The sequence below is a fragment of the Nocardia otitidiscaviarum genome (genome assembly GCF_007362295.1).
Lineage (GTDB): Bacteria > Actinomycetota > Actinomycetes > Mycobacteriales > Mycobacteriaceae > Nocardia > Nocardia otitidiscaviarum.
On sequence record NZ_CP041695.1, the window covers coordinates 5,852,364 to 5,866,325 of the forward strand.

The following is a 13,962-nucleotide window of genomic DNA, read 5'->3' on the forward strand; positions in this document are numbered from 1 at the left end:
GGTTCAGCACAGCATCAGGTTACGTGGCCGCCCACTGTCGCGTTCGGACCGGGATTTCTTTGCCGAGCCTCTCCGCGAAGCCGTCCAGTATGCTCGCCGAGAGCATCGAAGGCCCCCCCCCCCGTCGACCAGGAGTTCGCGAGTTATGGCGATGAGCCCCGGCACCATCGTCGGCGGATACCGGATCGAACGGGTGCTCGGCTCCGGCGGCATGGGCACTGTCTACCTGGCCAAACATCCGCAACTGCCGCGCATGGACGCGCTCAAGGTACTCAGCGCCGATCTGTCACGTGACCGCGAGTTCCGTGGCCGTTTCGAACGCGAGGCGAATATCGTCGCGGGACTGGATCATCCGAATATCGTGTCGGTCCACAATCGCGGCGAGGAGAACGGCCAGCTGTGGATCGCCATGCAGTACGTGGAGGGCACCGATGCCTCCGCGGAGCAGAAGCGCGATCCACACGGCATGACCCCGCTGCGGGCGCTCAATATCATCGCCCAGGTGGGGCGCGGCCTGGACTACGCGCATCGCAAGGGCCTGCTGCACCGCGACGTCAAACCCGCCAACTTCCTGCTCTCCGCGGCCGGTGGGGACGAGGAGGAGCGCGCCCTGCTGGCCGATTTCGGTGTCGCCAAGTCCACCGAGGACACCATCGAACTCACCCAGACCGGCAGTTTCGTCGCCACCATCGCCTATGCGCCGCCGGAGCAGCTGGCCGGACAGCCGCTCGACCACCGCGCCGACATCTACAGTCTGGCCTGCTCCTTCTACAAGCTGCTCACCGGCCAGAACCCGTATCCGGCAACGCAACCCGCACTGGTCATGATGGGTCACCTGCACGAGCCGCCGCCGCGCGCCACGGCCGTGAACCCGCATCTGCCGGAGGCCATCGACCACGTGATCGCCCGGGCGCTGGCCAAGAATCCGGCGCACCGCTTCGGCAGCTGCCGTGAACTCGCCGACGCGGCGGCCGAGGCCCTCACCCCCGGCTACCGACCGGTCCGCACCACCACCTCCCCCACATATCCGGTGCAGGTCGCACCGCCGAGCATGCTGGCGGGCCCGCAGGAGTCCGGGCCGCATATGGCCACCCAGGTCTCTCAGCCCGGGCGGGTGGTCGGCGCGCCCGGCAAGCGCCGCCGGGGTCTGCTCGTAGGGGCCGGTGCCGCGACGGTGGCGGTCGCGCTCGCCGCCGGGATCGGCGTCTGGTCGCTGCGCGACGACACCCCGACCGGGGACGGGACCACCACGGCGGCAGCGCCTTCCAGCACCACGGCGATCGCGCTGACCTCGCTGGAGCAGGCCCGCGAGGCGAATCCGGCCTTCCACGGCAAGACCATCACCATGGTGGACGTCACCGAGTCGCGGAAGTTCTCCATCTACCTCGGCGGCACCCCGCAGACCCAGTTCCTCGCCGATCTGGGCTTCGTCTACAACCTCGACCTCACCCGGCAGGGCGATGAGCCCTCACCGCGCCCGGCGACCGAGTACGGTTCGCTGAAAGCGCCCGCCGACTCCTACATCATCGCCGTGCGCAGCGACGAGAAGGCCGGCGGCGGTGGACTTCTCGGCCTGCCCCACGAAATCACCGGCTCGCGGGCGGTGGTGATTCCGCTGGACACCCCGGCGGCGGTGGCGGCCGTGCGCAACTGGACGGCGGATTCCGAGCGCGTCCTGCTGGCCGAACTCGTACCGGTACTCCAGAGCCGCGTGAAGTAGGGTGGGGCGCGTCGTCAGCAGCCGAGTCGCACGCGACACCCGCGACTCGGTGTAGGGAGGGGAGCCCATGCGTCTACTGGAGCGTGCGCTGTGCGCCGCCGGACTCGCGGCGGCCGTGGCGCTGACCAGCGCCTGCGGATCGGAGCCGGAGAGCCCGCCGATCCCGGAACCGGCCGTCGATCTGGCCGCCCTCGATGTCGGCGGTTTCGACACCGAACCGAAGCCCTACGGCACCGCCGACGAGATCGAGCTGGCCAGACTCGTCGAAGCCGAACGGCTCGCCAACTACCTGCCGCTGCCGTGGGAGATCATGCCCGAGGTGAAATACGCGGCCTCCGCCATGGGCGGCGCCATCCGCCCGTTCATCGGCTTCGACACCTCCGCCATGGGGACGCGCACCACGGCCGACAAGGACGCCATGCGCGAGGCCGCGCCGGGATTCGTGGCGGGGTTCGTGACCACCGGCCGGTCCGACGATATGCCGAGCCTGTCCTACGAGCTGGACAATCTGGTCATGATCTTCTCCGACGAACAGGCGGCCGCGGCCACGGCGCTGGGTGAACTGGATCTGGCCGCGTCGGAGGACAACACACCGGTGACGATTCCGCGCTATCCGGAGGCCGTCGCCTACACCACCGACAACATCTCCGGCCCCGGGCAGATTCGATCCTGGTACGCCACCGGCCGATTCGTCATCTTCACCTATGTCTTCGATTCGGTCATGGCCGAACTCGGGGAAGCGGATCACGCCAAGCTGATCGAACGCGTGGAACGCAGTATCGAGACCATCGCGCCGCGGGTCGCCGAATTCCCGGTCACCCCGGCCGATCAGCTGACCCAGCTGCCGGTCGACCCCGACGGCGTGCTGGCGCGCTCGCTGTTCACCGTGCTCGACGACGGCGCGCAGCGCGGCATTCCCGGGGTGTACGAGCGACAGGGCGGGCTGCACATCTCCATCGCGCCCGAACTCGACGCACCGCTGTTCGAGCGGACCGGGGTGGATCGGGTGGCCTGGCGCGGCGCGTACGTCTACCGCACCCGCGACGCGGCGGCCGCCCGCGAGTTCGTCGCCGACCGGGCCGAGACCACCCGGAAGTTCGTCCGTGTCGACGCACCGACCGGACTGCCCGACGCCGAGTGCCGCCACGCGGTCACCGCGAACGATTTCGAGATCGCCTACTACTGCTACGTCTCGTACGGCCGCTATGCCGCCGAGGTCGCGGCCAATCAGCTGCTCGACGCCCAGCAGCGGATATCCGCGCAGTACGCCCTGCTCGTCAACAGCGAATGACGACGCCGCAGTACGACACCATGCCGAGGATGACCATGTTTTCACGACGTATCCGGCTCATGGCCCTGGTGGCGGCGGTCTGCGCGGCGGCGGGTTGCGCCGCCGTCGACGGCACCCCGGCGGCGGGCGAAATCGATGTGCGCACACTGGATGTCGGCACGTATCCGACCGAACCGCTGGATATGCGCTACACCTACTACAACGATCTGAGCGCGGGTACCAAGCTGGCCGTCATGCGCTTGGCGGGACAGGTGGCGAACGGGCTCGAACTCGACGACCGCTTCACCTACACCACCGGCACGCTGGCCATCACCGACGCCGAGTCCGCCACCAAACTGCTGGCCGATGTCACCCAGCCGATACTGGAAGCCCATCGCCTGCTGTACGGCTACGCGGTCGGCCACGCCTCGCAGGACAAGGACGAGAACGACAAGACACCGAAGGACGCCGACGCCGTCACCATGACGGTGCTCCAGTTCCCGAGCGAGGCGGCGGCGGCCGCGGCCGCCCAGGAGATCGAGGCGGCCGACTTCGCGGTGGCGGCCACCGAGAACGAGCCGGTGACGCTGTCAAAATATCCTGAGGCGCATGCGCATTGGCGTCCCGGCGTAGCCAGTCTCGGCACCGCGGTGGCGCGCTCGAACTACGTCGTGAATCTGCTGCTGCGCGTGCGCGATCCCGACCTCGCCCAGCTGACCGCCCTGACCGAGAAGGTGCTCGACGCCCAGCTGCCGCTGCTGGACGAGCTGCCGCCGCTGAGCCGCGAGGACATCCTGCGCCTCGAGTACGATACCGACGGCATGCTGCGGCGCACCCTCAATCCCGACGGCTTCGGCAGCCCGGACACCAAGACGCAATTCGTGGTGGGAGCGCGCGGGTTCCTGCATCTCGCCGCGGACCAGCGGCACTGGTCGCCGATCATGGCCGAGGCCGGGGTGGACCGGTTCGCGGTGACCAGCGCCATGTCGAGCGCGTCGATGCTGTTCCGCACTCGCGATACCGCGGCCGCCGACGATCTCGTCGCGGTGATCCTGGACAAGGCGTATCCGGAACCAGCGGACGCTCCGGCCGGGATTCCGCACGCGGTGTGCGGGGAGAGCCCGATCCAGGACGACTACGACATCAAACGGTTCCGGTGCGCGGTGAGCTATCGCCGGTACGTGGCGACCGTGGAGAGCGATCAGCTCGCGGACGCGCATCAGCGAGCCGCCGCTCAGTACGCGACGCTGGCCAATAGCTGGTAGTCGCGCACCGCAATCAGGTGCTGGTCGGTCGGCTTCAATGTGGGATTACTCTCGCGCCGAACTGCCTGAGATTCGCGCATCAGGGCTGGTCAGACACCCCGCGCGTCGGCTAGGGTGCTGACAAATTGCTGAATCAGGGGTGGAACCGCAGGGCCGTGACCCGCGTCCAAGACTGTGTACGGGTCGTCCGCCCGCGAATCGAAAGGAGGCACCGTGGCAGGTGCATTCGAGGCCAGTAATGAGCTCATCCAGGCCAAGGCCCAGGAGTTCAAGAAGACGCACGAGATGCTGATGGGCCAGATCCGTCAGCTCAAGGCCGATGAGGACGCCATCACCACCGGCTCCAACTGGAAGGGCGGCGCGGCCGACGCCTTCAACGCCTTCATGGAGCGCTACTACTTCCAGGCCGACCGGCTCAACGACAAGTTGATGCAGACCGCCGAGAGCCTCATCAAGGCCGGCTCCAACTACGAGGAGCACGATCTCGACTACGCGGCCCAGGTGAAGGCGCAGGTCTCCAGCCTCGACCTGCCCCCGGTGTAGCCCACCGCACACCCGGCCTCTTTTCGACCTCCCCCGAAACTCTCGACCTCCCGAGTAAGGACACAGCTATGGCAGGCTCCATGGGTCAGATCATTTCCGCCCAGTTCGCGGGCGTGGAGCAGAACGCGAACACCATCATCAAGCGCGCGGAGAACCTGCGCGACCAGCTCGAGGCCTTCCACCGCAGCGTGGAGGAGTTCGTCGCCAACAACTGGAAGGGTGACGCCAACGAGGCGTTCGCCGATCTCCAGCGCACCTGGCGCTCGCACACCGACCAGCTCAACGCCACCCTCTCCGGTGCCGCCACCCTGGTCCGCACCGGCAACGCCGAACTCCAGGCCAAGGACACCGCCCTCGCGGGCCTGTTCTGAGGCAGCCCGACCCCGCGGGTGCCCCGGTCCACCGCCGGGGCCTCCGTCACCTGCTCGGGGCGCGCTCGCACCCCCTGTCGCCGATTGACGCCCGCCGAGGGATGCCGCTCGACCACGACCGCTCCATCCGTAACACCCCCATGCCGCTGGCCGAACAGCAGCGGTCGAGGCTGCTCGTCGACGCCGATTCCCGGTGCCGCGCAGCGACGTTGGGCCGTGGCTGTGGTGGATTTGCCCCCGCCTCGATGCGGGCGGGTTCGCGGCGCGGCGCGAACTACGCGCCCGGGTCGCGGGACAGCCGGGAGTCCTCCAGCCAGCGGATATCGGTCGGGCGGCGGCCGGTCGTGAGGAGGGCGCGTAGGGTCCGCAGCGGAACTGCCTGCCTTTCGCCGAGCACGATGGTACGTGTGGGCGGGCAGTCGCCCACCGCCCGCTCGAGCAGTGCCGCGAGCCGGTCTGCGGCAGTCCGCTGGAACGATTCGGTCGCGCCGCGCTGGAACGATTCAGTCGCGCCGCGCTGGAACGATTCAGTCGCGCCGCGCTGGAACGATTCGGTCGCGCCGCGCTGGAACGATTCGGTCGCGCCGCCCCGCGGTTCGTATTCGCAGCGTTCGATCCGGGCGCTGTACGGGGTGCGCGCGACCACGGTCGCCGTGGTGGACATGGAGTCGAATTCGATTACCAGGACCCGCTGCTCGTAGCCGGTGGCGGGCTCCGCAGTGGCGGCTCGGACCGCCAGGGTGTCGAATTCGATTGTCGCGCCGCACCGCCCCGCCGCCGCACGCAAGGCTGCCAGGGGGCGCGCGCCCCACGCCGTCGGACACGCCGCAGTGATCCGTTGTGGGCCGGACAGCTGCGGGGCGGATGGCTGGGGGCCGGATAGCAGCGGGCCGGTCAGCCGCAGGCTGGTCAGTGCCTGCCGCAGCAGCACCGCCCAGGCGTGCACCACAGTCGGCAGACAGTACCCGTCGCTGCCCGCACGCCCCATCGTGTCCGCGGCCGCCCGGTGCGCGAAGGCGATTCGATCGGAGTCGGCGAAGGCGACGAGCGAGGCCCCCAGGCTCGGCGGCACCCCCGCCGTCAGCCCGGTTCCGGCGCTTGCCGGGGCGACGGTCGGCGGTCCGTCCCAACATATTTCGCGCGTACAGGCCCGCACGCGCGTCTCCGTGACAACCAGGTCGATGGTCATCACACCGGCGGCAGCCAGCCGAGCTGAATGAGCTCCTCGGCGGCCCGGGTGACGTAGGTGCCGCGCCCCGGCGGTTGCGGCGACGGGCGGACCGACCCCACGAGGGTGCCCTCGTCCCGGCTGCAACTCATGATCAGCGCCGCCGAATTGAGCTCCTTCATGCGATTGAGCGTGGCCTCGTACATGGCACGCCCCGCACCACCGGACCGCCGCGCCACGATCAGATGGAAGCCCAGGTCACGGGCATGCGCGAGCTGGTCCACCAGGGCGTGCAGCGGATTGCCGGAGGAGGTGGCCACCAGATCGTAGTCGTCCACGATGACGTAGAGCTCGGGCCCCGACCACCAGGAGCGGTCCTTGAGCTGCTGCGGCGTGACGTCCGGCCCGGGCGTGCGCTGGGCGACGTAGGCGGCCAGATCGGTCATGTTCTGGGTGAACTGCGGTGCGGTGGAGGCGTATCCGGCCTGGTAGCCCTGCGGGATGGTGCCGAGCATGCCGCGTCGGTAGTCCCCCACGATGAGCCGCGCCTGATCCGGGGTGTTCGCGGCGCAGATGGACTGCACCAGGGCGCGCAGCAGCGTGGTCTTGCCGCACTCCGAATCGCCGATGACCAGGAAGTGCGGGCTGGCGGCGAAGTCGAGGTAGACGGGGGCGAGTTCGGATTCGTTGATGCCGATCGGAAAGCGCAGGCAGGCGGCCCCCGGGTACACGCCGGCGGGCCAGTTCCCGGCCATCCGCAGCAGGTCTTCGCGCGGCAGCCGCTCGGGCAGCATGCGCACCGGCGGCGCGGCCCGGCCGGGGGTCGCCGCGGCGATGGCCGCCACCGCCGCGGCCACCCCGGTGCCCAGGGTCACCGGATCGGAGACGCCGTCGACCCGCGGCAGCGCGGTGAGCATGTGCAGGCAGTCCGGCGTCATACCGCGACCGGGACGCCCCATGGGCACCAGCGCGGCGAATTTGCGGCCGAGATCCGAATCCATGGGATCGCCGAGGCGCAGTTCGATACGGGTGCCGATCTGATCCTTGAGCGCGGGTCGCGCCTCCGGCCACCGCGCCAGCGTGATGACCACGTGCACACCGTAGGAGAGCCCCTGGCCCGCGAGGTTCATGACGGTCTGTTCCAGGGTCTCGAACTCCTGACGGAAGGTGCCGTAGCCGTCGATGACCAGGAAGACGTCGCCGAAGGGATCCTGCTGGGCTCCGGCGGCGGCCGGGCTGGCCGTCGGATCGTCGGCGCGCAACCGCCGGAACTCCGCCATGGATTCGATGCCGAGCTGCCGGAACCGCGCCTCGCGCTGGCGCACCAGGGTGACCATCTCGGCGACGGTGCGCCGCACCTGATCCGCGTCGAGCCGACTCGCCACCGCGCCGACCTGCGGCAGCCCCTGGAGCCCGACCAGGGTGCCGCCGCCGAAGTCGAGGCAGTAGAACTGGATCTGCTCGGCGGTATGGGTGAGCGACATGGCCATGATCAGCGACCGCAGCGCCGTCGACTTGCCGGACTGCGGTCCGCCGACCACCGCCACATGCCCGCGCGATCCGGACAGGTCCACCACCAGCGGATCGCGCCGCTGATCGTAGGGCCGGTCCACGATGCCGATCGGCGCCCGCAGCGTCGCCACCGGGGCGTGCTCACCGGTGAGCACCGACCGGGGGATGAGCTGATCCAGGGTCGGGGCGTGCTCCAGGGGCGGCAGCCAGATCTCGTGCGCCGCCCGCCCGTGTCCGCGCACCCGGGACACCAGCATCTGCAGGTTCGAGATCTGCTCGGCGTCAGGTGCCGGCTCGTCGGGCACCGGCTCCGGCGCGGCCGGAAGATAGTCGCCCGCACGGTAGTCCACGTGCGTGGCGGTGAACGGTCGCGCCGCCACATCGACCGCCGGAGTCCCGCCGCCGGCGCTCGGTTCGCGGTGCGACCCGCCGCCCACATACGGCCCGGACACGTACGCGGACTGGAAGCGCACGATCTCCCCCGAATCGGACTTGAGGTAGCCGCCGCCGGGATTGTTGGGCAGGTTGTAGGCGTCCGGCACCCCCAGCACCTGGCGGGACTCGTTGGCGGAGAAGGTCTTCAGTCCGATCCGATAGGACAGGTGACTCTCCAGGCCCTTGAGCCGCCCCTCCTCCAATCGCTGGGAGGCCAGTAGCAGGTGCACGTGCAGCGACCGGCCCAACCGTCCGATCATGGTGAACAGCTCCGCGAAGTCCGGATGTTGGGAGAGCAGTTCGGAGAATTCGTCCAGCACCACGAACAGCGCGGGCATGGGGTCGAGATCCGCCCCGGCCGCCCGGGCCTTCTCGTATTCGGACACATTGGCGAAATTTCCCGCCGCGCGCAACAGCTCCTGGCGGCGATTCATCTCACCCGCCAGGGCGTCGCGCATGCGGTCCACCAGATCGGCTTCCTCTTCGAGATTGGTGATGATGGCGGCGATATGCGCGACGCCGTCCAATCCGAGGAATGTCGCGCCGCCTTTGAAGTCGACGAGGACGAAGTTCAGCTGATCCGGCGAATGTGTGGCAATCAGCGAAAGCACCAATGTGCGAAGAAATTCCGATTTGCCGGAACCGGTCGCGCCAATGCACAAACCATGCGGGCCCATTCCGCCCTCGGCGGCCTCTTTGATATCGAGAACGACCGGCAATCCATCGGCCCCCACCCCGAACGGCACCCGCAGTCGCTCCCGGCCGTAGCGCGGCCGCCACGCCTGCTCCGGGTTGAAACCGCCGATATCCCCGAGACCGAGCAATTGCGCCCAGGAGGAGATGACCTCCCCCTCGTCCCCGGTGGGTTCGGTTCCGCGCCGCACCACCGGCCGATACGGAGCCAACCGCCGTGCCGCCCGCTCCGCCTCGCGCGCGGTGACCCGGTCGATCCGGGCGAAGCGCTCCATGGCCCCGGACGCGCCCCGGCCCGAACAGTCACCATCCTCCACCACCATCTGGATACCGCGCGAAACCGCCAGGCGCGGAGCATAATTGCACAGGTCGGCGACGGTCACCCCCTCGAATCCGGTCTCCCGCAACGGATCCTCGTCGGCTTCCAGCAGCCCGCCGTCCACCACGACCACCACCTGCACCAGGGCGGGGTCGGGCGGCTGATTGCGCGAGTAGCGAACCCGGTTGTGCAGCAGCGGACGCAGGCCCGCGTGCGCCTGCCGAATGGAGCCGTAGACCATGCGCTCGGAGCCGACGCCGTCGCACGCCTCCGGATGCTGGCTGTGCGGCAGCCATTTCACCCACTCCCATTCGCGCGCGGTGTCCGGACCGCACACCACCGCGATCAGCACCTGGTCGGGGCCCTGGAACATGGCCAGCTGCAACAGCATCGCGCGCGTCATATCCCGCGCCTGCGCCCGATCGCCGCCCAGCTGGATACTCGCGAAACCCTTCACCGCGATGGCGGTCGGCAGGTCCGGCACGGTGGAGTGGGTGCGCACGAACCGCCGCAGCGACACCGCCGCGATGGGCTCCAACTCCTCCACCGGCCCGGTCTCCGGCGCGACCAGCCGGGTGGCGAGCCGCTGCCCGCCCACCCCGATGCGCGCATGGCAGAAGTCCTTGTCACCCGGCCTGCGCTCCCACATGCGGGTGGTCCCGGCCAGCATCCAGACCAGGCCGGGCTCGGGATGGCTCCACTGAACCGCGGCGCGCTGCCGCGCGGCGGTCTCGGCCACATCCCGACGCACCTGGTCCAGATAGCGCAGATAGTCCTTGCGGTCCTCGTCGGCCTCGGCCGCCTTCTGCCCCTTGCCGCCCTGCCCGGCATACATGCCGACCATGGACACCACCATCATCATCGGGAACATGAGGCTCATGGGATTGGTGGCGATCCCGCTGCCCGAGGTGAACAGCAGCACCACCATGCCGAGCATGCCCACGACCATGACGAGCGGCATGAGTTTGGTGAACAGATTCGCGGGAATGTTCCGGGGAATTTCCGGCGGCGGCTGCAATGTCACCTCCCCGCCGGGAGAACGCGGAATCTCCCGGCGGGGACGGCGCTGAAACCGGACGGTGCTCATCTGACGGAAATCCCCCATAGGGTTCGTGACCAGACTGCCGAATTCGGCCTCAGTGTACGGCCAGCATCCGACATGACGTACAGTGCGGGCAGCAATTCCGCACATCACGGCGTCGCCGCGAATCGGCGAACTCGCCGATAAAGAGGTGACAGCGAAAGTTGGCGACAGCGTGAACGCGCGAATGGATCAACTCGACGACGCCCGCGGCACCGTCCGCGCCCCCGACCTGGCACGGGTCACCATCCTGGCCAAACACACCCAGGTGGATACCGCCATTCCGCTCGATGTTCCGGTCGCGCTCGTCATTCCCAGCGTCGTCGACATGGTCGCCCAGCACAGCCGCGCCAACGACTTCGACCACGACGACGACGAGGATGTCGAACCGCACGAATGGGTGCTCGCCCGCATCGGTGAACCGCCCCTGGCCAACTCGCTCAGCCTGACCGAACAGGGGGTGCGCGACGGTGAGCTGCTCATGCTGGAGAGCGCCGAACACATCGCTCCCACACCGCTGTTCGACGACATCATGTACAACGTCGCCATCGCCGACGCCGACCACTACCGGGGCTGGACGCCCGGCACGGCGCGGCTGACCGGGTCGGTGCTGGCGGTCGCCGCCACGCTGGTCGGCTGCCTCGGACTGCTCGCCGCACCCGATGCCGTTCCCGGCTGGGTGAGCGGTGCGGTGGCGCTGTTCGTCACCGTGCTGCTGGTCGTGGCGAGCACGGTGCTGGCCCGCCTGTACGAGGACGGCGGGACCGCGCTGGTGCTGGGCGGGTGCGCGCTGCCGCTGGCGGCCACCGCGGGGATGCTCTTCGTGCCCGACCACTACGGCTGGGCCAATCTGCTGCTCGGCGCGGCCCTGCTGGGCGCGGTGGCGATCCTGGCCTGGCGCGGGGCCGGGGTAAGCCCCGGCCTGTTCCTCGGCGTCGCCACGGTGACGGTGTACGCGGTGCCCGCCGCACTGGTCGGACTGCTCACCGACCTGCCCGTACGCTCCATCGGGGCGGGTGCGGCCGGGCTCGGGCTGGCCGGGCTGGCGCTCGCGCCCCGGCTGTCCATGCTGCTGGCCGGGCTGCCGCTGCCGCCGGTCCCCGCGCCGGGCACGCCCATCGACCCCACCGAGGACGATCCCGACGACCATCGCGCGCTGCCCACCCTGGAGGCGCTGCGTGCCGCGGCCGAGGCGGCCCGCCGCTTTCTCACCGGCCTGGTGGCCGCCACGACGCTGGTCACGGCCACCGGTGCGCTGGCCGCCGCCGACCCCGCGGGTACGGACGTCTACCGGCCGGGGCTGGCGCTGGCGCTGGTGTGCGCGGCGGTGCTCATGTTCCGCAGCCGTACCTACGCGGGCGCGGCGCAGGCCGTTCCGCTCGTCGCGGGCGGCGCGGCCATCGTCCTGCTCATCCTGGCGGGCGCGGCCCTGCGCATGCAGCAGCCCCTGCTCGTCTTCGGCGCGGCCATGGTCGTGCTGGGCGCGACCCTGGTCCTCGGCATGATCCTGCCCAACCAGCAGGCCACCCCGCCCATGCGCCGCGCGGTGGAACTGCTCGAGTACGCGTTCGTGGCGGCGGTCATTCCGCTGGTGTTCTGGGTGACTCAGCTCTTCGCCCTCGTCCGCGGCCTCTGATCGAGCCCCCATGTCGCCGCACGCCACCGCGCCCAGCTCGCCGCGAACAACGGCACTCGCCGCACGAATCACGCGGTGTGGCAATGGGCTTCGGGCGCTCGCGGCGGCTTCCGTATTGGCCCTGAGTGTTTCGGTGGGCACCGGTTTCACCGCCGCGCCCGCGCGGGCGGAGCGGCCGCCCGCGATCGATGCCGGGCTGCTGCCCGCCGGAGGTCCCGCCGCACCGCCCACCGAGACCGAGCATCCGCCCAACGCGCCGTGCATCAGCACCCAGGCCGGGGGCGGCGGCCCGACGATTCCGCCCGCGCAGCGGTCGCTGGAACTGGAGCACGCCTGGCGGTTCTCCCGGGGGGCCGGGCAGTTGGTGGCGGTCATCGACACCGGGGTGACGCCGCATCCACGGTTGCCCGGGCTCATCGCCGACGGCGACTACGTGGCGATCGGGGGCGACGGCACCGAGGACTGCGATGCCCACGGCACTCTGGTCGCCGGTCTGATCGCGGCCACCAGGGTGGAGGGGCAGGGCTTCGCTGGTGTCGCCCCGGAGGCGCGGGTGCTGACCATCCGCCAGACCAGCGCGCTGTACCAGGCGAAAGGGGCTGGGCGCGACAAGGGTCCGGACGATATGCCCGACGGCTACGGCAAGATCTCCGCGCTGGCATCGGCGGTGCGCCGCGCGGCCGACGCCGGTGCGCGCGTCATCAATATCTCCCTGGTGGCCTGCCCCACCGCTCGTCCCGACAGCCGGGAGTTCGGAATGCTCGGCGCGGCAGTGCAATACGCGGCGCTGGAGAAGGACGCGGTCATCGTCACCTCGGCGGGCAACACCGACACCTGCCGGGCGAGCAATCCGGGTCCGGACCCGCTGCATCCCGACCGCGACCCCTGGGACACCGTCGTCTCCTACGTGGCCCCGGCACTGTGGGACGAGTACGTACTGTCCGTCGGTTCGGTCGACTCCTTCGGCCAGCCTTCGGGTTTCACCGTCCCCGGCCCCTGGGTGGGCGTGGCGGCCCCCGGGGAGAACATCATCTCCCTGGATCCACGCAATACCGGCCTCACCACCGCCAAGTTCACCCGGCAGGGGCAGCTGACTCCGTACAGCGGCACCAGTTTCGCCGCGCCGTACGTGGCGGGCGTGGCCGCGCTGGTGCGGGCACGCTTCCCCGAGCTGCGGGCGCGACAGGTCATCGACCGCATCCAGGCCACCGCGCACGCACCGGCCGAGGGCTGGAACCCCTACATCGGCTACGGCGCTGTCGATCCCGTCGCCGCCCTCACCGCCGAGGTGCCGGACCAGCTGCCGCCCAAACGCTCCAGCGCCGCCCGCAGCGAACAACTCCCCCTCCCGACACCCCCGCCCCCGCCCGACACCACGGCCCGGGACACGGCACTGATCGGCACCGCCGTGATCGCCCTGCTGCTGACCCTGGGCTGGCTGGCCTCCTTCCCGCTGCGCCGCCGCCTCGGCACGCGTGATTGAACGGACACATACGATCCGGTTGGCACGAAAAGTGTTGTGCGCGAACAGAAATAGACTTTCGATTACTACCCGAAACTACCCGGGAACGCGCCACACTGAAGTCATGCCGCGCAATGAGGCTCGACATGACCATCCATTTCGCGCACAGGAGATTCCCATGAGCATGATGCTGACCGGCCTCATCGACCTGGACGCCCCGAACGAAGCCGAACTGCGGGGAGGGCAGACCGGCACCTTCACCGAGGTGACCTTCCCGACGCCGTTCCCGCCGAATTCCCACGTGATCGTCATTCCGATGGTGCAGACCTTCAACGGTCCGGACACCCCGGGTGTCCGCATCGCGGACGTCACCACCAAGGGCTTCCGCATTCGAATGAACGAGGTCGTGGTCGAGGGCAAGGCGCTCGCGCCGCGCAGCGGTACCCACACCAAGGAAACCATCGCCTGGCTGGCGACCACGGTGTAG

10 protein-coding genes are annotated in these 13,962 nt (G+C 69.7%); 8 read left to right on the forward strand and 2 right to left on the reverse strand.

Annotated features, from left to right (window positions below):
* The first annotated feature begins 145 nt into the window (after positions 1 to 145).
* From FOH10_RS26355 to FOH10_RS26375, 5 genes are all read left to right on the forward strand, one after another.
* Complete coding sequence (locus FOH10_RS26355) at positions 146 to 1,720, forward strand: serine/threonine-protein kinase (RefSeq protein ID WP_143982734.1); 1,575 nt, start codon at positions 146 to 148, stop codon at positions 1,718 to 1,720.
* Positions 1,721 to 1,787: 67 nt separating this feature from the next.
* Positions 1,788 to 3,011 carry a DUF7373 family lipoprotein gene (locus tag FOH10_RS26360; protein WP_143982735.1) on the forward strand — a complete coding sequence of 408 codons (1,224 nt, stop codon included), beginning with the start codon at positions 1,788 to 1,790 and terminating at the stop codon, positions 3,009 to 3,011.
* 29 nt (positions 3,012 to 3,040) lie between these two features.
* Positions 3,041 to 4,255, forward strand: a complete 1,215-nt coding sequence (locus tag FOH10_RS26365; protein WP_143982736.1) for a DUF7373 family lipoprotein — start codon at positions 3,041 to 3,043, stop codon at positions 4,253 to 4,255.
* Positions 4,256 to 4,468: 213 nt separating this feature from the next.
* On the forward strand, positions 4,469 to 4,798 hold the full coding sequence (locus FOH10_RS26370; protein WP_186000594.1) for a WXG100 family type VII secretion target: 330 nt from the start codon (positions 4,469 to 4,471) through the stop codon (positions 4,796 to 4,798).
* Between the two features lie 68 nt (positions 4,799 to 4,866).
* The gene (locus FOH10_RS26375) at positions 4,867 to 5,169 is read left to right on the forward strand and encodes a WXG100 family type VII secretion target (RefSeq protein ID WP_228808589.1); all 303 of its coding nucleotides are present in this window, start codon (positions 4,867 to 4,869) and stop codon (positions 5,167 to 5,169) included.
* A gap of 274 nt (positions 5,170 to 5,443) precedes the next feature.
* Here the strand turns inward: FOH10_RS26375 and FOH10_RS26380 are convergent, their stop codons facing one another.
* Together FOH10_RS26380 and eccCa are read right to left on the reverse strand one after the other, a co-directional pair.
* The gene (locus FOH10_RS26380; protein ID WP_143982738.1) at positions 5,444 to 6,325 is read right to left on the reverse strand and encodes a hypothetical protein; all 882 of its coding nucleotides are present in this window, start codon (positions 6,323 to 6,325) and stop codon (positions 5,444 to 5,446) included.
* A gap of 32 nt (positions 6,326 to 6,357) precedes the next feature.
* Entirely contained in the window at positions 6,358 to 10,383 is a 4,026-nt protein-coding gene (gene eccCa / locus FOH10_RS26385) for a type VII secretion protein EccCa (protein WP_143982739.1), read from the reverse strand.
* Between the two features lie 145 nt (positions 10,384 to 10,528).
* Between eccCa and eccD the strand changes: the two genes are divergently transcribed.
* From eccD to FOH10_RS26400, 3 genes are all read left to right on the forward strand, one after another.
* The gene (eccD, locus tag FOH10_RS26390; protein ID WP_244961383.1) at positions 10,529 to 12,013 is read left to right on the forward strand and encodes a type VII secretion integral membrane protein EccD; all 1,485 of its coding nucleotides are present in this window, start codon (positions 10,529 to 10,531) and stop codon (positions 12,011 to 12,013) included.
* A 10-nt stretch (positions 12,014 to 12,023) separates the two neighbouring features.
* Entirely contained in the window at positions 12,024 to 13,496 is a 1,473-nt protein-coding gene (gene mycP / locus FOH10_RS26395) for a type VII secretion-associated serine protease mycosin (protein WP_143982740.1), read from the forward strand.
* 157 nt (positions 13,497 to 13,653) lie between these two features.
* Positions 13,654 to 13,962 (forward strand): hypothetical protein, encoded by a 309-nt coding sequence (locus FOH10_RS26400; protein WP_039809956.1) that lies wholly within the window; start codon positions 13,654 to 13,656, stop codon positions 13,960 to 13,962.

Bases quoted from the DNA above. Each gene is read 5' to 3' on its own strand.
- mycP (WP_143982740.1), top strand. From the start codon at position 12,024: ATGTCGCCGCACGCCACCGCGCCCAGCTCGCCGCGAACAACGGCACTC.
- FOH10_RS26355 (WP_143982734.1), top strand. From the start codon at position 146: ATGGCGATGAGCCCCGGCACCATCGTCGGCGGATACCGGATCGAACGG.
- FOH10_RS26365 (WP_143982736.1), top strand. From the start codon at position 3,041: ATGACCATGTTTTCACGACGTATCCGGCTCATGGCCCTGGTGGCGGCG.
- eccCa (WP_143982739.1), bottom strand. From the start codon at position 10,383: ATGAGCACCGTCCGGTTTCAGCGCCGTCCCCGCCGGGAGATTCCGCGT.
- FOH10_RS26400 (WP_039809956.1), top strand. From the start codon at position 13,654: ATGAGCATGATGCTGACCGGCCTCATCGACCTGGACGCCCCGAACGAA.
- FOH10_RS26360 (WP_143982735.1), top strand. From the start codon at position 1,788: ATGCGTCTACTGGAGCGTGCGCTGTGCGCCGCCGGACTCGCGGCGGCC.
- FOH10_RS26375 (WP_228808589.1), top strand. From the start codon at position 4,867: ATGGCAGGCTCCATGGGTCAGATCATTTCCGCCCAGTTCGCGGGCGTG.